The organism is Blastococcus sp. SYSU D00695 (genome assembly GCF_054050555.1).
Genome location: NZ_JBJGZP010000002.1, coordinates 134,551 through 156,914, shown reverse-complemented (window position 1 = coordinate 156,914; position 22,364 = coordinate 134,551). Strand labels below are relative to the sequence as shown.

The 22,364-nt window shown below is 75.4% G+C and carries 19 protein-coding genes; 12 read left to right on the top strand and 7 right to left on the bottom strand.

The genetic code is table 11. The annotated features are described in order from the left end of the window. Nucleotides 1–25: 25 nt before the first annotated feature. Entirely contained in the window at nt 26–1,060 is a 1,035-nt protein-coding gene (locus ACI781_RS02225; protein ID WP_456564447.1) for an LLM class flavin-dependent oxidoreductase, read from the bottom strand. 207 nt (nt 1,061–1,267) lie between these two features. Between ACI781_RS02225 and ACI781_RS02220 the strand changes: the two genes are divergently transcribed. Beyond that, nucleotides 1,268–2,929, top strand: coding sequence for an AMP-binding protein (locus ACI781_RS02220; RefSeq protein WP_456564446.1), 1,662 nt, complete (start codon nt 1,268–1,270; stop codon nt 2,927–2,929). 51 nt (nt 2,930–2,980) lie between these two features. On the opposite strand, the gene ACI781_RS02215 is transcribed toward ACI781_RS02220, so the two are convergent. Continuing rightward, on the bottom strand, nt 2,981–3,289 hold the full coding sequence (locus tag ACI781_RS02215; protein ID WP_456564445.1) for an STAS domain-containing protein: 309 nt from the start codon (nt 3,287–3,289) through the stop codon (nt 2,981–2,983). Nucleotides 3,290–3,591: 302 nt separating this feature from the next. Between ACI781_RS02215 and ACI781_RS02210 the strand changes: the two genes are divergently transcribed. Both ACI781_RS02210 and ACI781_RS02205 read left to right on the top strand, forming a co-directional pair. Further along, a complete protein-coding gene (locus ACI781_RS02210; protein WP_456564444.1) occupies nt 3,592–4,614 on the top strand; it encodes a chemotaxis protein CheB in 1,023 nt (340 codons plus the stop codon). A gap of 28 nt (nt 4,615–4,642) precedes the next feature. After that, complete coding sequence (locus ACI781_RS02205) at nt 4,643–6,634, top strand: CheR family methyltransferase (protein WP_456564443.1); 1,992 nt, start codon at nt 4,643–4,645, stop codon at nt 6,632–6,634. Nucleotides 6,635–6,691: 57 nt separating this feature from the next. Here ACI781_RS02205 and ACI781_RS02200 read toward each other — a convergent pair whose 3' ends face one another. Together ACI781_RS02200 and ACI781_RS02195 are read right to left on the bottom strand one after the other, a co-directional pair. After that, nucleotides 6,692–7,996, bottom strand: a complete 1,305-nt coding sequence (locus ACI781_RS02200) for an ANTAR domain-containing protein (protein WP_456564442.1) — start codon at nt 7,994–7,996, stop codon at nt 6,692–6,694. Beyond that, a complete protein-coding gene (locus tag ACI781_RS02195) occupies nt 7,993–8,454 on the bottom strand; it encodes a hypothetical protein (protein WP_456564441.1) in 462 nt (153 codons plus the stop codon). Before ACI781_RS02195 ends, ACI781_RS02200 begins: the two co-directional genes overlap by 4 nt. Before the next feature lie 133 nt (nt 8,455–8,587). Here ACI781_RS02195 and icmF point away from each other — a divergent pair, with 133 nt between their 5' ends. From icmF to ACI781_RS02170, 5 genes are all read left to right on the top strand, one after another. Next, nucleotides 8,588–11,836 carry a fused isobutyryl-CoA mutase/GTPase IcmF gene (gene icmF, locus ACI781_RS02190; RefSeq protein WP_456564440.1) on the top strand — a complete coding sequence of 1,083 codons (3,249 nt, stop codon included), beginning with the start codon at nt 8,588–8,590 and terminating at the stop codon, nt 11,834–11,836. 349 nt (nt 11,837–12,185) lie between these two features. Further along, nucleotides 12,186–12,692, top strand: coding sequence for a MarR family winged helix-turn-helix transcriptional regulator (locus ACI781_RS02185; protein ID WP_456564439.1), 507 nt, complete (start codon nt 12,186–12,188; stop codon nt 12,690–12,692). Beyond that, the gene (locus tag ACI781_RS02180; protein WP_456564438.1) at nt 12,689–13,453 is read left to right on the top strand and encodes a helical backbone metal receptor; all 765 of its coding nucleotides are present in this window, start codon (nt 12,689–12,691) and stop codon (nt 13,451–13,453) included. The genes ACI781_RS02185 and ACI781_RS02180 overlap by 4 nt, the downstream gene beginning before the upstream one ends. A gap of 85 nt (nt 13,454–13,538) precedes the next feature. Then, a complete protein-coding gene (locus tag ACI781_RS02175) occupies nt 13,539–14,909 on the top strand; it encodes a TrkH family potassium uptake protein (RefSeq protein ID WP_456564437.1) in 1,371 nt (456 codons plus the stop codon). Continuing rightward, complete coding sequence (locus tag ACI781_RS02170; RefSeq protein ID WP_456564436.1) at nt 14,902–15,564, top strand: potassium channel family protein; 663 nt, start codon at nt 14,902–14,904, stop codon at nt 15,562–15,564. Before ACI781_RS02175 ends, ACI781_RS02170 begins: the two co-directional genes overlap by 8 nt. Nucleotides 15,565–15,570: 6 nt before the next feature. On the opposite strand, the gene ACI781_RS02165 is transcribed toward ACI781_RS02170, so the two are convergent. Continuing rightward, nucleotides 15,571–16,440: an IclR family transcriptional regulator domain-containing protein gene (locus ACI781_RS02165; RefSeq protein WP_456564435.1), complete on the bottom strand. Its 870-nt coding sequence runs from the start codon at nt 16,438–16,440 to the stop codon at nt 15,571–15,573. Continuing rightward, nucleotides 16,437–17,915, bottom strand: a complete 1,479-nt coding sequence (locus ACI781_RS02160; protein ID WP_456564434.1) for an amidohydrolase family protein — start codon at nt 17,913–17,915, stop codon at nt 16,437–16,439. The genes ACI781_RS02165 and ACI781_RS02160 overlap by 4 nt, the downstream gene beginning before the upstream one ends. A 210-nt stretch (nt 17,916–18,125) precedes the next feature. Between ACI781_RS02160 and ACI781_RS02155 the strand changes: the two genes are divergently transcribed. Genes ACI781_RS02155 through ACI781_RS02140 form a run of 4 tightly spaced genes read left to right on the top strand, consistent with a single transcriptional unit; the run spans nt 18,126 to nt 22,033 of the window. Continuing rightward, nucleotides 18,126–19,319: a CaiB/BaiF CoA transferase family protein gene (locus ACI781_RS02155; RefSeq protein ID WP_456564433.1), complete on the top strand. Its 1,194-nt coding sequence runs from the start codon at nt 18,126–18,128 to the stop codon at nt 19,317–19,319. Further along, the gene (locus ACI781_RS02150; RefSeq protein WP_456564432.1) at nt 19,316–20,146 is read left to right on the top strand and encodes a citryl-CoA lyase; all 831 of its coding nucleotides are present in this window, start codon (nt 19,316–19,318) and stop codon (nt 20,144–20,146) included. Before ACI781_RS02155 ends, ACI781_RS02150 begins: the two co-directional genes overlap by 4 nt. A 4-nt stretch (nt 20,147–20,150) precedes the next feature. Further along, the gene (locus ACI781_RS02145; protein WP_456564431.1) at nt 20,151–21,137 is read left to right on the top strand and encodes a zinc-binding dehydrogenase; all 987 of its coding nucleotides are present in this window, start codon (nt 20,151–20,153) and stop codon (nt 21,135–21,137) included. Nucleotides 21,138–21,169: 32 nt separating this feature from the next. Then, nucleotides 21,170–22,033, top strand: coding sequence for a dioxygenase family protein (locus ACI781_RS02140; RefSeq protein ID WP_456564430.1), 864 nt, complete (start codon nt 21,170–21,172; stop codon nt 22,031–22,033). Here ACI781_RS02140 and ACI781_RS02135 read toward each other — a convergent pair. Then, nucleotides 22,003–22,362 (bottom strand): hypothetical protein, encoded by a 360-nt coding sequence (locus tag ACI781_RS02135; protein ID WP_456564429.1) that lies wholly within the window; start codon nt 22,360–22,362, stop codon nt 22,003–22,005. The genes ACI781_RS02140 and ACI781_RS02135 overlap by 31 nt on opposite strands. Nucleotides 22,363–22,364 lie beyond the last annotated feature (2 nt).

The window sequence follows — 22,364 nt, the reverse complement described above, 5'->3', positions numbered from 1 at the left end:
GACCCGCACCCGGTGGCGCGGCGGGTCACGCGGTGACCGGCTCCCCGGCGTCCGCGACCTCGACCTCCTCCGTCACGCCCATCGCCGCCGCGGTCAGCGCGACGGCGCGCAGCCGGCGCTGCGGGGAGGGGGTCTGGAAGGCGACCATCAGCTCGTCGGCCCCGGCCCGCTCGCCGAAGGCGGCCAGCTGGGCGCGGACCTCCGCGCCGGTCCCGACGGCGGTGTGGGTGAGCATGCCGTCCACGTGCACCCCGGCCCCGCCGGCCAGCAGGAGCTCCGCCTCGTCGTCGGTCAGGTCCCGCCCCCGGCCGAACAGGCCCACGGCCAGCCGGCGGCGCACCCGCTCCAGGTCGGCGCGGGCGGCCTCGGTGGTGTCCGCGGCGACGACGTTGACCCCGGCGATGACGTGGGGCTCCGCCAGCTGCTCCGACGGGCGGAACTCGCGGCGGTAGGCGTCGACCGCCTGCTCCAGCAGCTGCGGGGCGAAGTGCGAGGCGAACGCGTAGGGCAGGCCCAGGGCCGCGGCCAGCGATGCGCCGAACATCGAGGACCCGAGGACGTACAGCGGCACGCGCGAGCCCTTGCCGGGGACGGCGTCCACCCCGGGCACCCGCGTCTGCCCGGCGAGGTAGCCCTGCAGCTCCAGCACGTCCTGCGGGAAGCGGTCGGCGGAGGTGTGGTCGCGGCGCAGCGCGCGCATCGTGGCCTGGTCGCTGCCGGGGGCGCGGCCCAGGCCCAGGTCGATGCGCCCGGGGTACATCGCCTCCAGCGTGCCGAACTGCTCGGCGATGGTCAGCGGCGAGTGGTTGGGCAGCATCACGCCGCCGGACCCGAGCCGGATGGTGCGCGTGTGCGCGCCGACGTGGCTGATCAGGACGCTGGTCGCCGACGACGCGATCGTCGGCATGTTGTGGTGCTCGGCGTACCAGACCCGCCGGTAGCCGTGCTCCTCCGCGGCCTGCGCGAGCGCGACGCTGGCGGCGATGCTCTCGCCGGCGGTCTGCCCGCGGGCGATCGGGGCGAGGTCGAGCACGGACAGCGGCAGGGGCTGGCTGGGCACGGGGCGCGGTACCTCTCGTTCGGCGGTCGCCGCCCGGTGGTCCCCCGGGCGGGTCGTTGCAGGGCACAACCGGGGGAGGGGCGGTCTGCTTCCCGCAGTCCCCGGCCGGGCGGCTCCGGCACCCCCGTCGGTAGGTGGTGGCCGGCCGGCGGCAGCGGGAGGGTGGTCCCGCACACCGCCGCTGCCGTCGTCGTCCGGAGGCCCGCCATGACCACCGCCCAGCCGCCCGTGCCCTCCTACGCCAGTGGGACGTCGACCGTGCCGCTGCTCGGCGACACGATCGGGGCGGACCTGGACCGCACGGTGGCCCGGGTGGGCGAGCACGAGGCGCTGGTCGAGTGCGCCACCGGCCGCCGGTTCAGCTACCCGCAGTTCGCCGCGGAGGTCGACGCCGTCGCGCTGGGCCTGGACGCGCTCGGTGTCACGAAGGGCGACCGGGTGGGCATCTGGGCGCCCAACTGCGCGGAGTGGGCGTTCGTGCAGTACGCGACGGCGAAGCTCGGCGCGATCCTGGTCAACATCAACCCCGCCTACCGGACGCACGAGCTGGCCTACGTGCTGCGCCAGGCCGGGATCTCGGTGCTGGTCAGTGCGCCGGACTTCAGGACCAGCGACTACCGGGCGATGGTCGGCGAGGTCCGCGGGGACTGCCCGCAGCTGCGCGAGGTGGTGTTCCTCGGCGACCCGGCGTGGGAGCGACTGCTGGAGGCCGGCCGGGCCGGCGACCGCGGGCTGCTGGCCCGGCGGGAGGCGGAGCTGTCCGCCGACGACCCGATCAACATCCAGTACACGTCGGGGACGACGGGGTTCCCGAAGGGAGCGACGCTCACCCACCACAACCTGCTCAACAACGGCTTCTTCGTCGGCGAGGGCTGCGGCTACACCGAGGCCGACCGCATCTGCATCCCGGTGCCCTACTACCACTGCTTCGGCATGGGGATGGGCAACCTCGCGGCCACCAGCCACGGCGCGACGATGGTGATCCCGGCCCCCGGCTTCGACCCGGCCGCCACCCTGCGCGCGGTGCAGGAGGAGCGCTGCACGTCGCTGTACGGCGTCCCCACCATGTTCATCGCCGAGCTCGCGCTGCCCGACGTCGCCTCCTACGACCTGTCGTCGCTGCGGACCGGGATCATGGCCGGCTCGCCGTGCCCGGTCGAGGTGATGAAGCGGGTGGTCGCCGAGATGGGGATGACCGAGGTGACCATCTGCTACGGCATGACCGAGACCTCGCCGGTGTCCACCCAGACCGGCGCGGACGACGACCTGGACCGGCGCACCTCGACCGTGGGCCGGGTGCACCCGCACCTGGAGGTGAAGGTCGTCGACCCCGAGACGGGGCTGACCGTGCCGCGCGGGACGCCGGGGGAGTTCTGCACCCGCGGCTACTCGGTGATGCTCGGTTACTGGGAGGAGTCGGAGAAGACAGCCGAGGTGATCGACGCCGCCCGCTGGATGCACACCGGCGACCTCGCGGTGATGGACGCCGAGGGCTACGTCAACATCGTCGGCCGGATCAAGGACATGGTCATCCGCGGCGGCGAGAACGTGTACCCGCGGGAGGTCGAGGAGTTCCTCTACACGCATCCCGACGTCGTGGACGCCCAGGTGATCGGCGTCCCCGACGAGCGGTTCGGCGAGGAGCTGATGGCCTGGGTGCGGCTGCGCGAGGGCGCCCGGCCGCTGACACCGGAGGCGCTGCGCGAGTTCTGCGCGGGCCGGCTCGCCCACTACAAGGTCCCGCGCTACGTCAAGGTCGTCGACGCCTTCCCGATGACCGTCACCGGCAAGATCCGCAAGGTCGAGATGCGCGAGGTCTCCGTGCGCGAGCTCGGGCTGGAGTCCGCCGCCGCCACCCGCAACGCGTGACCGCCCGGGGCGGGCCCCGGCGCCGCACCCCGGCGCCGGGTCCCGCCCCGGTCACACGACCCGCAGCGGGACGGCGGGGACCAGCGGCAGCTGGTCGCCCAGGCCGGCGAGGTCGATGATCCGGTAGACGCACCGGCTGGCGGCCACCAGCTGCAGCCGGCGGCCGTTCAGCGAGGCCTCGTCCCGGAGCAGGAGGAGCGCGGTCAGCCCACCGCCGTCGCAGAAGTCGACCGCGCCGGCGTCGACCGACCACACGCGCGCGGGGCCGGCGGCCAGCGGTACCGCGACGCCGGCGAGGAGCGGGGCGGTGCAGTGGTCGAGGTCCCCGGCGACCGTGACGCGGCCGGTGGGCACGTCCACCGACAGCAGCATGCCCGGCGGGGGGACGTGCGGGGGAGGGAGGGGGATCGATGCGAGCGACATGGCGGCGGTCCCGTCCGGCCCGTCACCCGGGAAGCGCAGCTCCGGCGACGGTCCGAGTGGTGGTGCGCGAGCCGGGGCTTCGACCCGGCCCGACAGTACCGCGTGCACAGGGGTTCCGTCTTCCTCCCGGCCGCCCCGCCGTGGTGCTAGGCACCCCGAGCGAGGAGGATGGGGGACGGACCGACCGCGCGCCTGCGCGCCCGGGCCCCGCGGGTCGTCGGGGCGGATCGGAGCGACGTGTGGCGCGGCGGGACCTGATCGTCGTCGGGGCCTCGGCGGGTGGGGTCGAGGCGCTCCGGCAGCTGCTGGCCGCCCTGCCGCCGGACCTCCCCGCGGCCGTGCTGGTGGTGCTGCACCTGCCGACCACCGCGCGCAGCGCGCTGCCGGAGATCCTCGGCCGCGTCTCGTCCCTGCCCGTGCGGTCGGCGACCGACGGCGCGGAGCTCGAGCCCGGGACGGTGCTGGTGGCCGTGCCCGGCCGGCACCTGATGGTGGCCGACGGGCACGTCGTGCTGTCCCGCGGCCCGCGGGAGAACGGGCACCGCCCTGCCGTGGACGTGCTGTTCCGGTCCGCGGCCCGGGCCGCCGGGCGGCGGGTCGTCGCCGTCGTCCTCTCCGGCGCCCTCGACGACGGGACGGCGGGGGTGGTCGCCGTCCGCTCCCGCGGTGGCGTCGCCGTCGCGCAGGACCCCGGAGAGGCGATGTACGGCAGCATGCCGCAGCACGCCCTCGAGATCGGGGGCGCCGACCACGTCGCCCCGCTGGCCGAGCTCGGCGTCCTCCTGTGCGACCTCCTGACCGAGGACGTCGACGACGACCCGCCCCCGCCCAGCGAGCTCATGGACACGGAGACTGCGATGGCCGCACTCGACCCCGTCGCGATGAACGCCGACGACCGTCCGGGGACCCCGTCGGGCTTCGGCTGCCCGAGCTGCCACGGTGCGCTGTTCTCGATCACCGAGGGCGGCATGGAGCGCTACCGCTGCCGGGTCGGGCACGCCTGGTCACCGGAGGCGCTCGCCGAGGAGCAGAGCCAGGCCCTCGAGAGCGCGCTCTGGATGGCCCTGCGCGGGCTGGAGGAGCGCGCGGCGCTCAGCCTGCGGATGGGCGAGCGCGCCGCCGAGCGCGGGCACCGGCACAGCGCGGCGACGTTCCGCCGCCGGCACGACGAGGCGCAGGAGGCGGCGCTGCTGCTGCGGTCGATGCTGGACAAGGGGGAGCTGAGCGGAGAATCGCTGCCGGACCCGGTCGTCGGCGACTGAGCCGGTGCGGGAGAGGGAGGGGGTCGAGGTGGCGGGTCAGGACGCGGTCGGCGGCTGGCGGACGGCCCCGGCCGGCGCCGGGGCCGGCGAGGCGGCCGACGAGCAGGTCGTCGACGTGCCGGAGGACGCGACCGCGGAGGTCGTGGACGACGACGCGGCCGAGGCGGGTGCGGGTGACGCGGCGGCGGGCCTCGACCCCGCCTTCGAGGACCTGCTGGTGTACCTCCGCGAGCGCCGCGGCTTCGACTTCACCGGCTACAAGCGGCCCAGCCTCGTGCGCCGGGTGCGCCGCCGGATGGGCGAGGTGGGCATCGGCTCGTTCGCCGAGTACGAGGACTTCCTCGAGGTCCACCCCGAGGAGTTCGCGCCGCTGTTCAACACCATCCTGATCAACGTCACCGGCTTCTTCCGCGACCAGGGCTCCTGGGACCACCTGCGCGACCGGCTGCTCCCGGAGCTGCTGGACGGTGCGGGGCAGACGGTCCGGGTGTGGAGCGCCGGCTGCGCCTCGGGGCAGGAGGCGTACAGCCTGGCGATCCTGCTCACCGAGATCCTCGGGGCCGACCAGTTCCGGGAGCGGGTCAAGATCTACGCGACCGACGTGGACGAGGACGCGCTGACCGCGGCGCGGCAGGCCGTCTACACCGAGCGCGAGATGGCCGGGCTGACCCCCGAGCAGGTCGAGCGCTACTTCGTCCCGGAGGGCTCCCGGTTCGCGTTCCGCAAGGACCTGCGCCGGTCGGTGATCTTCGGGCGCAACGACCTGGTCCAGGACGCGCCGATCTCGCACGTCGACCTGTTGCTGTGCCGCAACACGCTCATGTACTTCAACGCCGAGACCCAGAACCGCATCCTCGGGCGGCTGCACTTCGCGCTGAACCCGAACGGGCTGCTGTTCCTGGGCAAGGCCGAGATGCTGCTGTCCCACCCGCAGATGTTCGTGCCGGTCGACCTCACGCGGCGGTTCTTCCGCAAGCGGGACGGCGGCCGGGCGGCGGACCGGCGGGGCGCTCAGGCGCTGGTCCGCGAGACCCTCGACGGTCCGGCGAGCGACCTGTCCCGGCTGCGCCGCGAGGCGATGCTCTCCGCGCCGGCCGCCCAGCTCGCCATCGACGGCGACGGCCGGCTGGCCGCGGTCAACCACGCCGCGGAGCGGCTGTTCCGGCTCGACCAGCGCGACGTCGGCTGCCCGTTCCAGGACCTCGAGGTCTCCTACCGGCCCGTGGAGCTGCGCGCCGCGATCGCCGAGGCGCTGGAGTCCCGCCGGCACGTGTGGCTGCGGGGCGTGGAGCGGCACGTCAGCGGTCAGGAGTCGCAGGTCTTCGACGTGCAGGTGGTGCCCCTGTCCGGGGAGGACGGCGTCCTGCTGGGCAGCTCGGTGGTCTTCGAGGACGTCACCCGCTACCGGCGCCTGCAGACGGAGCTGGAGTACGCCAACCGGCAGCTGGAGACGGCGTACGAGGAGCTGCAGTCCACCAACGAGGAGCTCGAGACCACCAACGAGGAGCTGCAGTCGACGGTGGAGGAGCTGGAGACGACCAACGAGGAGCTCCAGTCCACCAACGAGGAGCTCGAGACGATGAACGAGGAGCTCCAGTCGATGAACGACGAGCTCCACTCGACGAACGAGGAGCTGCGGGTCAGCACCGAGGAGGTCGGCACCCTCAACCAGTTCATGTCGGGGGTGATGAGCAGCTTCCGGGCCGGGGTCGTGGTGGTGGACGCCGACCTGCGGGTGCTCGTGTGGAACGCCGCCGCCGAGGAGCTGTGGGGCATGCGGCAGGACGAGGTGGTCGGCCAGTACGTCCTGAACCTGGACATCGGGCTGCCGGTCTCCGAGCTGCACCCGCTGCTGCGCCGCCAGGTCGCCGGCCAGGAGCCGGAGCACGAGACCGCCGAGCTCGACGCGGTGAACCGGCGCGGCCGGCCGGTGCGCGTCCGGGTCACGGTCAGCGCCTTCTCCGAGCGGCCCGACGAGCGCAGCGGCGCCGTCGTGCTCATGGACCCCATCGACGGCTGACGGCGCGCCGCCCGGGGCCCGGTGCCGCGGACCGGCACGTCGAGGCGGTCGCTCGGCTCACCGGGCCGCGGCGATGACCTCGTCGGCGTGCCCGGAGACCACCAGGGCGGCCAGGTCGCGGACCTTCACGTTGAGGCGGTTGCTCAACGCCACCAGGCGGGCGAAGGCGTTGTCGGCGGACACCCCGAGGCGGGCCATGAGGACCCCCTTGGCCTGGTCGATGACCGCCCGCGAGGTGAGCGCCCGCTCCAGGTTCGCGGCCAGGGCGCGCAGCGACTCGCGCTCGGCGACGCTCTGCAGCACCGCCGTCATCGCCGCGGCCGCCAACTCGGCGGGCCGCCGCGCGTCGCCGCCGAAGGCGTCCTCCGAGCGGGCGTAGACGTTGAGCACGCCGGCCTGCCCGTCGCCGCCGTGGACCGGCACCGCGAGGACGCTGCGCACGGGGCTCCCGGCGGCCAGGGGACCCAGCCGCGGCCAGCGGGGATCGGTGGCGAGGTGGCCGGTCACGACCGTCGTCCCCTCGGCGTGGGCGGACCAGCAGGGGCCCTCCTGCGCCCGCACCTGCAGGCCGTCGAGGTGCTGGGCCTCGGGGGAGTCGCTGCCCAGCCACTGCGGCTCGGCGGGGGAGCCGATGGTGATGCTCGTCCAGTGCGCGCCCGGGACCGCGCTGCGGACCACCGCGGCCATCCGGGCGAGCATGCTGCGCCGGTCGTGGTCGGCGACGCCGAGGGCCGTCAGCTCCGCGAGGGCGGCGGCCGGACCCAGCGTGTCCCCCGGGGCGTCGTCCCCGGTCGCGGCGGTCGCCGGTCGGGCGGCGCCGTCGGCCGGCAGGACCAGCCACTGCACGCGCGCGTCCGTGGCCCGCGCGGCGGCGGTCTCGCCGAACCCGAGGATCTCGCGGCGCACGACCTCACCCTCGCGCGTGCGCAGGTCCACGGTCGCGCGGTGCTCGCCGAGCCGCCCGGACCCGAGGTCCCGCAGCGCGGCGCGGAACCCGAGGACGCCGGCCGGGGCGAGGTAGACCGCGAGCGGTTTGCCGTGCAGCCGCTCCAGCGCCACCCCGAGCAGCGAGGCCAGCGCCGGGTTGGCGTCGAGGAGCTTGCCGGTCCCGTCGGTGGTGCAGAGCCCGACGGGGACCAGCGCCGCGAGGTGCGTGCGCCAGCGGCGGTCGGTCTGGTGCCGGCCGAGCAGTTCCTCGATCTGCGCGCGCTGCCGGCGCATCTCGGCCTCGGCGACGCGCAGCTCCTCGTGGGCGACGCTGAGCTCGGCGAGCTCCTCGAGGGCGTTCTGCGCCGGCGACGAGCCGGCCGCGCCGCGGAACAGCGCGGACAGGGGGCGGTCCTCGTCCGGGGGGCCGCTCACCGGTCGGCCTCCGCGGCCGGCGTGGTGGGGCGGCCCGGGACCGGCTCGCTCGCGGTGGACTCGTCCTCGGCGGCGGCCAGGGCCTCGTCGGCCTCCGCCTCGGCCCGGTGCGCCGCCGCTCGGCGCAGGTGCTCGGCCACGTCGCCCATGCCGTGGCCGGCCGCCTCCTCGTGCGCGACCGCGGCCGCGGTGTGGCTGCGCGCCGCCCGCCGGTGACCGGCCACCGCCCGCGCGTGCGCCTCCCGCGCCCGCTGGGCGGAGGCCTCGGCCCGTTCCCGCGCGACCGCGGCGTCGCGGGCGGACGGCAACCGCCCGGCGGTCAGCTGCTCGAGCCGGTCGGCGAGCTCGCGGGTGCGCTCGCCGGCCTCCGTCGCCCGCTCGGCGGCCCGCTCGGCGGCCCGCTCGGCGGCCCGCTCGGCGGCCTGCCGCCCAGAGTAGTCGCGCTCCGCGCTCTGCATCCCGCCATCGTCCTCCGGTTGCGCTCCCGGCACCATGCCGGGATCCACCGCGATCGGTCGAGCCGGACTTCCGTGGACGTCCAACTACCTGGCGGTAGGGTGTGGCGGACGTCCACTTCCCGGGGAGAGCGCCGTGACCGCACCGCCGAACGACCAGCCGCGCCTGCACGTGCCCACCCACCCGGTCCGGTTCGTGACCGCGGCCAGCCTGTTCGACGGCCACGACGCGGCGATCAACGTGATGCGCCGGCTGTTGCAGAGCCAGGGCGCCGAGGTCGTGCACCTGGGCCACGACCGCGGGGTCGACGCCGTCGTCCGGGCCGCGTTGGAGGAGGACGTCCAGGGGGTGGCCATCTCCTCCTACCAGGGCGGGCACGTCGAGTACTTCTCCTACCTGCACGAGCGGCTGACCGCCGCCGGCGCCGGGCACGTGCGGGTGTTCGGCGGCGGGGGAGGGGTGATCGTCCCCGAGGAGATCGCGCTGCTGCGCGAGCGTGGGGTGCGGATCTTCTCCCCGGAGGACGGCGCCCGGCTCGGCCTGCCCGGGATGATCAACGAGCTGGTCCGCGAGTGCGACGTCGACCTCGCGGCGACCGCGCCCGACGCCGCCGCGGTGCTGGCCGGCGACCGGGCCGCGCTGGCCCGCGCGGTCACCGTGCTGGAGGCCGGCCGCGCCCCGGAGCTCGCCGCCGCGCTGCGGGAGGCCGCCGCCGCGCGGACCGTGCCGGTGCTGGGCATCACCGGCACCGGCGGCTCGGGCAAGTCCTCCCTCACCGACGAGCTGCTGCGCCGGCTGCGCCTGGACCAGGGCGACCGGCTGCGGGTCGCCGTGCTCGCCGTCGACCCGACGCGCCGCCGCGGCGGGGGCGCACTGCTCGGCGACCGCATCCGGATGAACGCGCTGGAGGAGACGGTCGAGGGCGACCGCACCTTCTTCCGCTCGCTGGCCACCCGCACCGCCGGCGCGCAGGTGCCCGAGCACCTGGACGACGTGCTCGCCGCGGTGCGGGCGGCCGGGTTCGACCTCGTCGTGGTCGAGACGCCGGGCATCGGGCAGGGCGACGCGGCGATCGTGCCGTTCAGCGACGTCTCGCTGTACGTCATGACGCCGGAGTTCGGCGCCGCCTCGCAGCTGGAGAAGATCGACATGCTCGACCTCGCCGACGTGGTGGCGGTGAACAAGTACGAGCGCCGCGGCGCCGAGGACGCCCGCCGCGACGTCGCCCGGCAGATGGTGCGCAACCGCGAGGCGTTCGGGCAGCCGTGGGAGTCGATGCCGGTGTTCGGCACCAGCGCGGCCCGCTTCAACGACGACGGCGTCACCGCGCTCTACCAGCACCTGCTCGGGCTGCTCGGGGAGCGGGGGCTGGCGGTCGGCGACGGCGTCCTGCCCCGCGTGGACGTGCGCACCTCCACCGGGCTGTCGGGTGTCGTGCCGCCGTCCCGGTCGCGGTACCTGGCCGAGATCACCGAGACGGTGCGCGGCTATCACCGGACCACCGAGGAGCAGGCGGCGCTCGCCCGCCGCCGCCAGCACCTGAGCACGGCCGCGGAGGTGCTGGACGGCGACGCCGCGGCCGCGGCCCGGGCGGCCGCCGACGCCACCGAGCTGCACCCCGAGGTCGCCGGCCTGCTGGAGCGCTGGCCGGCGACGGTCGAGCAGTACTCCGGCGACGAGCTGACCTACACCGTCCGCGGCCGCGACATCACCGTCCCGCTGACCCGGGAGACGCTGTCGGGCACCAAGGTGCGCCGGGTGTCGCTCCCGCGCACCACCGACGACGGGGAGCTCGTGCGGTTCCTGCGCCGGGAGAACCTGCCCGGGGCGTTCCCGTTCACCGCGGGGGTCTTCCCGGTCAAGCGCGAGGGCGAGGCGCCGGCGCGGATGTTCGCCGGTGAGGGCGACCCGTTCCGCACCAACCGGCGGTTCCGGCTGCTGAGCGAGGGCCAGCCCGCGACCCGGTTGTCGACGGCGTTCGACTCGGTGACCCTCTACGGCCGCGACCCCGAGCTGCGGCCCGACGTCTACGGCAAGGTCGGCACCTCCGGCGTCTCGATCGCCACCCTCGACGACATGCGCGAGCTCTACGCGGGGTTCGACCTGTGCGCGCCCAGCACCTCGGTGTCGATGACCATCAACGGCCCGGCGCCGGCCGTCCTCGCGATGTTCCTCAACACCGCGATCGACCAGCGCGTGGCGGCGTTCCGCGCGGAGGAGGGGCGCGGACCCGACGCCGCCGAGGCCGAGGAGATCCGGGCGTTCGTGCTGTCGACCGTCCGCGGCACCGTGCAGGCCGACATCCTCAAGGAGGACCAGGGCCAGAACACCTGCATCTTCTCCACGGAGTTCGCGCTGCGCTGCATGGCCGACGTCCAGCAGTGGTTCATCGACCACCGGGTGCGCAACTTCTACTCGGTGTCGATCTCCGGCTACCACATCGCCGAGGCCGGGGCGAACCCCATCAGCCAGCTGGCCTTCACCCTCGCCAACGCCTTCACCTACGTCGAGGCCTACCTCGCCCGCGGCATGACGATCGACGACTTCGCGCCCAACCTGAGCTTCTTCTTCTCCAACGGGATGGACGCCGAGTACACGGTGATCGGCCGGGTCGCCCGGCGGATCTGGGCCGTGGCGATGCGGGAGAGGTACGGCGCCGGCCCGCGCGCGCAGCAGCTGAAGTACCACGTGCAGACGTCCGGGCGGTCGCTGCACGCGCAGGAGATGGACTTCAACGACATCCGCACCACGCTGCAGGCGCTGTGCGCGATCTACGACAACGCCAACAGCCTGCACACCAACGCCTACGACGAGGCGGTCACGACGCCGAGCGCGCACTCGGTCCGCCGGGCGCTGGCCATCCAGATGATCATCGACCGCGAGTGGGGCCTGGCGCAGAACGAGAACCCGCTGCAGGGCTCGGCGATCGTCGAGGAGCTCACCGACCTGGTCGAGGCCGCGGTGCTCGAGGAGTTCGACCGGATCGCCGAGCGCGGCGGCGTGCTCGGGGCGATGGAGACCGGCTACCAGCGCGGCCGGATCCAGGACGAGTCGATGATCTACGAGCACCGCAAGCACGACGGCAGCCTGCCGATCATCGGCGTCAACACGTTCCTCGACCCCGCCGGGCACGAGCAGTCGGCGGGCCCGCTGGAGCTGGCGCGCGCCACCGAGGACGAGAAGAAGTCGCAGCTGGCCCGGCTGGAGGCGTTCCACGCCCGGCACGCCGACGAGGCCCCGGCCGCGCTGGCCCGGCTGCGCGAGGTGGCCATGTCCGGCGGCAACGTCTTCGACGCGCTGATGGACGCCGTCCGGGCGTGCTCCCTCGGCCAGATCAGCGAGGCCTTCTTCGAGGTGGGAGGCCGCTACCGCCGCTCGGTGTAGCCGCCCCCCGGTCCGGCCCCGGCCCCGGCGCCTGCCTGCGGGTGTCGAGCCCAGGCCCGGTCGGGGGACCCATTGCGGGTCGAACTCGCGCGTCGGGAGTCCTGCAGGACCGTCGAGGCCCGAGGAACACCCGCGAGGCGCCGCGGCGGGCGTTGGGCTCGTCCGAGGGTGGCCTCTTGCGGTGTTCCTCGTCCTCCCGCGGTCCTGCAGCACCGCGGGAGCGCGAGGAACACCGCACGAGGCGTGGGGCGCGGCGCGGCGGGCTCGGTGCCGGTCGGGGGGCGGCGGCCGGTGGGCGGGTGGCGGGCCGGACCGAGGAGTTCCAGCCGGCTGCGGGAGGATGGCCGCCGTGAGCACGCCCTCCCTGCCCTTCGACCCCGTCGCGGAGGCGACCCGGCACTGGCGCGAGCACGGCTGGTCGGACGCGGCCGTCGGCATGGAGGCCGTCACCTCGATCATGCGGGCCCAGGCGATCGTGCAGGCCCGGGTCGACGAGGTGCTGCGGCCGCTGCAACTGACCTTCGCCCGGTACGAGCTGCTCATGCTGCTGTCGTTCACCCGCACCGGCGCGCTGCCGATGGCCAAGGCCGGCGCCCGCCTGCAGGTGCACCCGGCGAGCGTCACCAACGCCGCCAGCCGCCTGGAGGCCGCCGAGCTGGTGCGCCGCCGCCCGCACCCCGAGGACGGCCGCGGGGTGCTCGTCGAGATCACCGAGGCCGGCCGCGCCCTGGCCGCCCGGGCGACCGCCCGCATCAACGAGGTGTTCCGGGCGCCGGAGCTGAGCAACGACCGGATGCGCGAGCTCATCGACATCCTCCGCGACCTGCGCCGCACCGCGGGGGACTTCGGGGAGTGACCGTCGTCGACGACCTGGGGACGCCGGTGCCGCTGGCCGCACCCCCGCGCCGGGTCGTCAGCCTCGTGCCGTCGCTGACCGAGGCCCTGGCGGTCACCGTGCCCGACCGGCTCGTCGGCGCCACCGACTGGTGCACCCACCCGGCGGGGCTGGACGTCACGCGGGTGCGCGGCACGAAGAACCCCGACCGGGCCGCGGTCGCCGCGCTCGCGCCGGACCTCGTCGTCGCCAACCGGGAGGAGAACCGCCGGCTCGACGTCGACCGGCTGCGGGCCGCCGGCATCCCGGTCTGGGTGACCGTCGTCGAGTCCGTGGACCAGGCGCTGGCCTCGCTGCGCCGGCTGTTCGCCGAGGCGCTGGCCGTCGCCGAGCCGGGGTGGCTGGCCGGGGCCGCGGCCGCCTGGTCGTCACCGCCGCCGGCGGGGGCCGGCCGGCGGGTCGCCGTCCCGATCTGGCGGGACCCGTGGATGGTCGTCGGCCCGCGCACCTTCGCCGGGGACGTGCTGGCCCGCCTCGGCCTGGTCAACGCCTTCGGCGCCGGGGAGGACCGGTACCCGCACACCACCCCGGAGCGGATCCGGGCGGCCGCGGACGCGGTGCTGCTGCCCGACGAGCCCTACCGGTTCGCCGCCGACGACGGGCCGGAGGCGCTGCCCGGGACGCCGGTCGCGCTGGTGTCCGGCCGCGACCTCACCTGGTACGGCCCCTCGCTGGCCGGCGCCCGGGAGCGCCTCGCCGCCGCGGTCACCTCCCTGGGGTGACGGCCGCCGGACGCCGGGCAGGGCCCCCAGGTCCCTGTGCCAGGGTGACGCGGTGCCCGCTCCACCGCCTCCTGGCAGGACACCCGTGCCCCGGGCGCGGGACCGGGGCCCGCGCACCGGGGCGGCCCGGCGGGTGACCCGGCACCCGGCCCGCACGATCGCCGCCGGCTTCGCCCTCGCGGTCGCGGTGGGCACCGGGTTGCTCTCGCTGCCGGTCGCCACCGCCGGCCCGGACCGCGCCTCCGTGATGGACGCCCTGTTCACCGCGACGTCCGCCGTCTGCGTCACCGGCCTCGCCACGGTCGACACCGGCACGTACTGGTCGGGCTTCGGCCAGGTCGTCATCCTGCTGCTCGTCCAGGCCGGCGGCCTCGGGATCATGACCCTGGCGACCCTGTTCGCGCTGCTGGTGTCCGACCGGCTGGGGCTGCGCGCGCGGCTGGTCGCCCAGGCCGAGACGAAGGCGCTGTCGGCGGCCGACATCCGGCGGCTGCTGCGCCGCGTCCTCGCCTTCAGCCTGGCGTGCGAGGCGGTCGCCGCCGCCGTGCTGACCGTGCGGTTCGTCGTCATCGGCGAGCACTCGGTGGGGTCGGCCGTCTACGACGGCGTCTTCACCGCCGTCTCGGCGTTCAACAACGCGGGCTTCTCGCTCAACGCGGACAGCCTGGTCCGCTACGTCGCCGACCCGTGGGTGAGCCTGACCGTCTCCGCCGCCGTGATCGTGGGCGGGCTGGGCTTCCCGGTGGTCTTCGAGCTGGCCCGGTCGTGGCGCCGGCCGCGGACCTGGTCGGTGCTCACCCGGGTCACGGTGCTGGTCACCGTCGCGCTGCTGGTCGTGGGCACCCTGGGCATGCTGCTGGCCGAGGGGCGCAACCCGCGCACCCTGGGGTCGCTGGGGCCGGGAGCCGCGGTGCTCGGGGCCTTCGTCGCGGCGGTCATGCCACGCACCGCCGGGTTCAACAACCTCGACATCGGCGCGATGGGACCGGAGACGCTGTTCCTCACCGACGTGCTCATGTTCATCGGGGGCGGCAGCGCCGGGACCGCCGGCGGCATCAAGGTCACGACGTTCGGCATCCTGGCCTACGTCCTGTGGGCGGAGATGCGCGGCGACCCGGACGTGGAGGTCGGTCGCCGCCGCATCCCCGTGGCCACCCAGCGGCAGGCGCTGTCGGTGGCCCTGCTCGGCATCGGACTGGTGGTCGCCTCCACCTTCCTGCTGCGGGCGCTGGCCGACGTCGCCTTCGACCGGCTGCTGTTCGAGGCGGTGTCCGCGTTCGCCACCGTGGGGCTGTCCACGGGCATCACGCCGGACCTCCCGCCGGCGGCGCAGGTGCTGCTCGTCGTGTTGATGTTCGTCGGCCGGATCGGGCCGCTCACGCTGGCGTCGGGGCTCGCCCTGCGGGTGAGCGCGCGCCGGTACCGGCTGCCCGAGGAGAGGACCGTCGTTGGCTAGTCCCGCCGACCCCGTCGTCGTCATCGGCCTGGGCCGCTTCGGCACCGCCCTGGCCCTGGAGCTCGTCCACAACGGCACGGAGGTGCTGGCGGTGGACAACCGGCCCGACATCGTGCAGCGGCTGTCCGGGCAGCTGAGCCACGTGGTCGTCGCCGACTCCACCGACGTCGACGCGCTCAACGAGATCGGCGTCGCCGACTTCCGGCGGGCGGTCGTCGCCATCGGGACGGACCTGGAGGCCAGCATCCTGACCACGGCGCTGCTGTCCGAGCTGCAGGTCGCCGACATCTGGGTCAAGGCGCTGAGCCGCCAGCACGCCGCGATCCTGGAGCGCATCGGCGCCCACCACGTCGTGTTCCCCGAGTACGAGATGGGGCAGCGGGTCGCACACCTGGTCTCCGGCCGGCTGCTGGACTGGGTCGAGCTGGACCCGGAGTGGGTGTTCGCCAAGACGACGCCACCACGCGAGCTGGTGGGCGTCCCGCTGGGCGAGTCGGGGCTGCGCTCGAAGCACCGGGTCACGGTGGTGTCGGTGAAGCCGGAGGGCGGCAGCAGCCACACGCACGCCGGCACGGACACCGTCCTGGGATACGGGTGCGAGATCGTGATCGCCGGGCGGCCGCGGGACGTCGAACGGTTCGTCGACCTCCGCTGACCGCGCTCACCCGGTGCCGGCGGCGGGCCGCGGTGGACCGGCGGCGGCCCGCGGCAGCTCGGCGTGCGGCCGGGACTGCCAGCGGGCCCAGTCGGCGCTGACCTCGCCGGCGGCGCACAGCAGCCGGGGGAGGTGCTCGTCGAGCAGCCGCTGCGTGGAGGTCTCCGCGGCGTGCACGGTCACGTTCATCGCCGCCCGCACCGCGCCGGTGCCGTCCCGCACCGGCACCGCCACCGACCGCACCCCCGGGGCGAGCTCCTCGTCGGCCAGCGCCCAGCCCCGGGCCCGCACCCCGGTCAGCTCCTCGCGCAGCTCCTGCCGGGTACGACCGGCGGGGACGGGTAGACCCGCGCGGCTCGGCTCGGCGAGGACGGCGTCCAGCCGGTCGGGCGCGAGCGCGGCCAGCAGCACCTTCCCCTGCGAGGTCTGCGCCGCAGGGAAGCGGGTGCCGATCTCCACCCGCAGCGCGATCAGCTTCGGCACCGACACGCGGGCGACGTAGACGATGTCGGAGCCGTCGAGCTGGGCCATCGAGGACGACTCGCCGGTCCGGCCGACCAGCTCCTCCAGGTGCGGCCGGGCGACGTCCCACAGGCCGAGCGAGCCGACGTAGGCCATGCCGAGGTCGAGCACCCGGGGCGTCAGCTCGAAGCCGGCGGCACCCGACCGCACGTACCCGAGCTCCACCAGTGTGAGCAGCAGCCGCCGCGCGGTGGGGCGGGCGAGCCCGGCGGCCGCGGCCACCTCCGACAGGGACAGGGCGCGGGGCGCGGGCCCGAAGCAGGCGAGCACGTCCAGGCCGCGCGCCAGCGCCTCGACGAAGTCCGGGCCGGCGCCGCGGCCCGCCCTCGCCGTCCCTCCCCGGCGGTCGCTCACCGCCCGAGGACGCGGTCCTCGCCGCCGGCGCGCTTGGACTCGTCCCGGTAGTCGCTGTACTGGTACGGGTTGTCGAGGATCTCCGCCTCGGCCTCGGGCTTCTCCGGGAACATCCCCGCCTGCCACGCCTCCTCGCCGATCTCGCCGCGCAGGTGGTCGATGGTGTCCTCGATCTCCCGGCGCGCGGCGGCCAGGTCGGCGCCGACCAGCTCGCCCTCGCTCTTCACCACGCGCCCGTCGACCAGCACGGTGTGCACGTCGGCGCGCTGGGCCTGGAAGGCGACGTGTCCGAAGGGGTTCAGCAGCGGGAAGGACACCGGCGAGCGGTCGTTCTTCAGCAGGACGACGTCGCCCCTGCGGCCGACCTCGATCCGCCCGAGGTCGCCGTCCCGGCCGATCGTGTGCGCCCCACCGCGGGTGCACCACTCGACCACGTCGCGGGCGCGCAGCCGCAGGTGCGTGATCGTCTCGCCCTCGAGGTGGGCGTCCATGTGCTCGCTCATCCGGTCGACGTTGAGCGTCGCGCGCATCGCGGAGAACATGTCGCCGCTCCACCAGACGCTGGTGTCCATCGACAGCGAGACCGGGATGCCGTACCGCAGCACCTGCTCGGTGGGGGCGTGGCCCTGGCCGGCGCTGCACTCGGACTCGGTGGCCACCGAGATCGAGCCGCCGGTGCCGGCGATCCGCTGGTAGCTGTCGGCGGTCAGGGTGGCCGCGTGCACGTAGGTGGTCTCGGGCGTCATGAAGCCGCCGTCGTACATCTGCCGGATGCCGGTGTCGTTGGTCGCCGCCCAGACGCCGGCGTGGGTGGTGACGGGGATCCCGAGGTCGCGGGCCACCTCGAACGCCGCCTGCTCGGGGAACGCCGGGTCGCCGGTGACGTCGAAGGCGATCTGCACGCCCATCATGTCGTCGCGCTCGTCGCGCAGCCGCTCCAGGAACGAGCGGACCCCCGGGTCGGCGGTCCACTCCCAGGGGCCGGCCTGGATGTTGCCGTAGGCGAGCACGAACCGGCCGGGGACCGACCGCAGCGCGTCGAGGGCGGCCTCGGCGTGCTCGACGGTCTGCAGGTTGTGCGACCAGTCGACGGTGGTGGTCACCCCGGCGTCGAGGGACTCGAGCGCCGCGAGCCGGTTGCCCGCGGCGATGTCCTGCGGGCGGAACCGCTTGCCGTGCTCGAGGTAGTACCAGACGAAGTACTGGGTGAGGGTCCAGTCGGCGCCGTAGCCGCGCATCGCCGTCTGCCACATGTGCCGGTGCGTGTCGATCATCCCGGGCAGCACCACGCCGCCGGTCGCGTCGATCTCGCGGGTGCCCGCCGGGACCTCCAGCGCCGGGCCGACGGCGGCGATCCGCCCGTCGGCGACCAGCACGTCGGTGGCGGTCAGCACGCTGCCGGCGTCGTCCATCGGCAGCACGGTGCCGCCGCGCAGCACGACGGGACGGCCGTCCTCGGTGGTCGGGTCGCTCATGGGGACTCCTCCTCGGCGGGCGGGCCGGACGCCGGTCCGCTGTGCGGACGGGCGCGACGTGGCCGCCACCCTGGCGTGACCTGCGTCACCCGTCAAGCGGCTCCGGGCCACGGTTGACAGCCTCGGCGGGACGCGCCGAGACTCCGCCGGACGGGCGTCCGCTCACCGGCCGCCCGGCGGTGGACGACCGGCGGAGGGACGCGCGCGCACATGACCACGGACGAGACCGCGGGAGGTGCACGGGGCCCGCTGTCGGGGCTCCTGGTCGCCGACTTCTCCCGGATCCTGGCCGGCCCGTACGCCACGATGCTGCTCGCGGACATGGGCGCCGAGGTCGTCAAGGTCGAGGGGCCCGCGGGGGACGACACCCGCACCTGGGCCCCGCCGGTGCGCCCGACCCCCGAGGGGGAGGTGTCCACCTACTACCTGGGCGTGAACCGCAACAAGCGCTCGGTCGCGCTGGACCTCACCGACGCCGACGACGTCGCCGCCGCCCGCGAGCTCGCCCGCCGCGCCGACGTCCTGGTGGAGAACTTCAAGCCCGGCGGCCTGGCCCGCTTCGGCCTGGACTACGACAGCGTCGCCGCGACCAACCCGGCCGTCGTCTACGCCTCGATCAGCGGCTTCGGCAGCGCGCCCGGCGGGCGGTCGCTGCCCGGCTACGACCTCATCGTGCAGGCGATCTCGGGGCTGATGAGCCTCACCGGCGACCCGGGCGGGGACCCGTACCGCGCCGGGGTCGCGGTGTTCGACGTGATGGCCGGGCTGCACGCCACCATCGGCGTCCTGTCGGCGCTCAACGCGCGGCACGAGACCGGCCGCGGGCAGCACGTCGAGGTCAGCCTGCTGGCCTCGGCCATGTCGGGGCTGGTCAACCAGACCAGCGCGTACGTCTCCGGCGGCGTCGTCCCGTTCCGGATGGGCAACAGCCACCCCAGCCTGTTCCCGTACGAGCCGCTGCCGTGCTCCGACGGCGAGCTGATCGTCACCGCGGGCAACGACAACCAGTTCCGGAGGCTGTGCGAGGTGCTGGGCGTGCCCGGGCTCGCCGACGACCCGCGCTTCCGGCGCAACGAGGACCGGACCGCGCACCGGCACGAGCTGCGCCCGCTGCTGGTCGAGCGGCTGCGCACGCGCACCAAGCTGGAGTGGTTCCGCGACATCATCGGCGCGGGCGTCCCCTGCGGGCCGATCAACACCGTCGACCAGGGCGTCGCCTTCGCGGCGGAGGTCGGCCTCGACCCGGTGGTGACCGTGGGGGAGGGGGACGCCGCGGTGCCCTCGATCCGCCACCCGATCCGCTTCTCCGAGACCCCGGCCGGCTACCGGCTGCCCCCGCCGCGCGTCGACGAGCACGGCGACGAGATCCGCCGCTGGCTGGCCACCCCCGAGGAGGGCCCGTGACCGAGGGTCGCTACCCGACCGCCCTGGGCGCCTCGACCCGGGAGTCGATCACGCTGCTGGGCACCGACCTCGCCCGCGACGTGATGGGCACCGTCGGGTTCGGGGAGCTCGCGTTCTGGTTGGCCACCCAGCGCCGGCCCACGCCCGGCCAGACGCGCGTGTTCGAGGCGGTGCTGGCCGCGCTGGCCGACCACGGCTTCACCCCGACCGCCATCGTCACCCGGCTGACCCACCTGTCCGCGCCGGACTCGGTGCAGGGCGCGATCGCCGCGGGCCTGCTCGGCGGCGGCTCCCGGTTCCTCGGCGTCACCGAGGACTGCGGCCGCTTCCTGCACGACGTGCTCGCCGCCGCCCCGCAGCTGCCCACCGACGACGCCGGGTGGGACGCCCTCGCGCTCGAGACCGTGCGCGCCCAGCGGGAGGCGCGCCGGTTCGTGCCCGGGCTGGGCCACCACGTGCACAAGGACGGCGACCCGCGCACCCCGCGGCTGTTCGCGATCGCCGCGGAGGAGGGGCTGGTCGGCCCGCACCTGTCGCTGTTCGCCGCGATCGGCCGGGTCCACCCCGAGGTGCTCGGGCGCACCCTGCCGCTGAACGGGGCCGGCGTCTGCGGCGCGGCGCTGGCCGACCTGGGGCTGCCGCTGGAGCTGCTGCGCGGCTTCGCGCTGCTGGCCCGCACCGCCGGGTTGATCGGCCAGCTCGCCGAGGAGCTGCGCCACCCGGTCGCCAACGAGGTGTTCCTGTCGGTGGACCTGGACAACCGCTCGGTCGCCCCCGACCCCTACGAGCCCGCGCCGCTGCCCGGCGACCGGCCGGCACAGGGCTGACCCCGTGCGCGCCGCCGTCCTCACCGCGCCCGGGACGACGCCGGCCTGGGCCGAGCACCCCGGCCCGCGGCGCGGGCCCGGCACGACGCTGGTCGCGGTGACGGCGGCGGCGATCGTGCCGCTGGACGTGCTGTGCGCGTCGGGGACGTCGTACTTCGGCACGCCGGCCTGTCCCTACGTGCCCGGCACGCAGGGCGTCGGCGTGGTCGAGGAGTCGGCGACCCTGGCCGCGGGCACGCGGGTGTTCTTCGAGACCACCGCCGGGCGGGCCCCCGGCGACGGCAGCCTCGCCCAGCGGTGCGCGGTCCCCGACGCGATGGTCGTGCCGATCGAGGCGGGCGTCGCCGACGTGGAGGCGGCGGCGCTGGGCATGTCGGCCGTCGCCGCGTGGCGGGCGCTCACCGCCCGCGGCCGGTTCCGCGCCGGCGAGCGGGTGGTCGTCCTCGGCGGCGGCGGTGCCGTGGGCCAGGTCGCCGTCGGCGCGGCCCGGCTGCTGGGCGCCGCCCGCGTCGTCGCCGTCTGCCGGTCGGCCGGGGCGGGGGAGCGGGCCGCGCGCGCCGGGGCCGACGTCGTCGTCCCGCTCGCCGGGGACCTCGCCGTCGGTCCCGCCGCGCTGGCGGCCGCGCTCGCCGAGGCCCTGGGCGGCGAGGGCGCCGACGTCGTCGTGGACCCGGTGTGCGGCACCGCCGCGACCGCCGCCGCCCGCGTGCTGGCGCCGGGCGGCCGGCTGGTGAACCTCGGCGGCGCGTCCGGGGACACGGCCGAGTTCTCCTCCGCGGTGCTGCGCAGCCGCTCCGCGGAGCTGCTGGGCTACACGAACGTGACGCTCACCCCCGCCGAGCGCCGCGCCGCCCTCGACGCGGTGTTCGCGGCCGCGGCCGACGGCGCGCTGGCCGTGGAGTCCGAGCAGCTCCCGATGGCCGACGTCGCCGCCGCCTGGGACCGGCAGGCGGCCGGCACGGCGTCCCGCCGGCTCGTGCTCACGCCCTGACCCCCGCCCACCGACGACCCGCTGGAGGAGCCGTGGACCTCGTCACCGAGGACAACATCACCGACCTGGCCGTGCAGCGGTGGCGGACCGCGCACGACCCGCGCACCGCGGAGGTCATGGCCGCGCTCGTGCGCCACCTGCACGACTTCGCCCGCGAGGTCCGGCTCACCGAGGACGAGTGGATGGCCGCGATCCGGTGGCTGACCCGCACCGGCCAGATCAGCAGCGACAAGCGGGAGGAGTTCATCCTCGCCTCCGACGTCCTCGGGCTGTCGATGCTGGTCGTGCAGATGAACCACCGGCTGGACCCGGCCGCGACACCGGCCACGGTGCTCGGCCCCTTCCACATCGCCGGGTCGCCGGAGCTGGGGTTCGGCGGGGACATGGCCGACGGCGCGGACGGCGTGCCGCTGTACGTGCACGGGACGGTCCGCGACCCCGCCGGCGCCCCGGTGCCGGGTGCGCGGCTCGACGTGTGGCAGGCCGACGCGGAGGGCCTGTACGAGTCCCAGCACGACGACGTCGACGAGGCGCGGCTGCGCGGCGTCTACCGGACCCGGGACGACGGCGCCTACTGCGTGCGCACGATCGCCCCGCGCGGCTACTCGATCCCCATGGACGGTCCGGTCGGTGACCTCATCGCGCGCACCGACATCAGCCACTTCCGGCCGGCGCACGTCCACTTCCTGCTCGACGTCGAGGGCTTCGAGCCGCTGGTCACCCACCTGTTCCAGGAGGGGGCGGCGTACCTCGACAGCGACGTCGTCTTCGGCACCAAGCAGGAGCTGGTGGTGCGCTTCGAGGAGCGGGGACCCGGCGCCACCCCGGACGGCGGCCGCAGCGACGTCCCGTGGCTGTCGGCCCGCTACGACTTCGTGCTGCAGCCGCGCGGCTGATGCCGGGCCCGCCGGCGCTGCGCGGTGGCGGCGCGCCGGCGGGGAGCGGCCGGCGGGGTGGCACGCCCGGCGGGGGCGGCCTGCTCACCGTCGCGGGGAACGGCGGGCGGCTCGCTGATGCCGGCGACCAGCAGCAGCCCGCCGGTGAGCATGGCGACGAGCAGCAGCGGGAACGCGGCGGGCCCCAGCACGGCCAGGGCCCCGGCCGCGAGCACGCCGGCGGCGGCGGTCCCGGCCCACCAGCGGCGCCGGAAGCGCCGCACGGCAGGCTCCATCAGCTCCTGCTCCAGGTCGGCGAGGGCCCGGGCATCGCGCTCGTCCCACTGCATGG

Excerpts from the sequence above, each read along its gene's own strand:
- ACI781_RS02220 (WP_456564446.1), top strand. The coding sequence starts at position 1,268 with ATGACCACCGCCCAGCCGCCCGTGCCCTCCTACGCCAGTGGGACGTCG.
- ACI781_RS02195 (WP_456564441.1), bottom strand. The coding sequence starts at position 8,454 with ATGCAGAGCGCGGAGCGCGACTACTCTGGGCGGCAGGCCGCCGAGCGG.
- ACI781_RS02160 (WP_456564434.1), bottom strand. The coding sequence starts at position 17,915 with ATGAGCGACCCGACCACCGAGGACGGCCGTCCCGTCGTGCTGCGCGGC.
- ACI781_RS02155 (WP_456564433.1), top strand. The coding sequence starts at position 18,126 with ATGACCACGGACGAGACCGCGGGAGGTGCACGGGGCCCGCTGTCGGGG.
- ACI781_RS02135 (WP_456564429.1), bottom strand. The coding sequence starts at position 22,362 with ATGCAGTGGGACGAGCGCGATGCCCGGGCCCTCGCCGACCTGGAGCAG.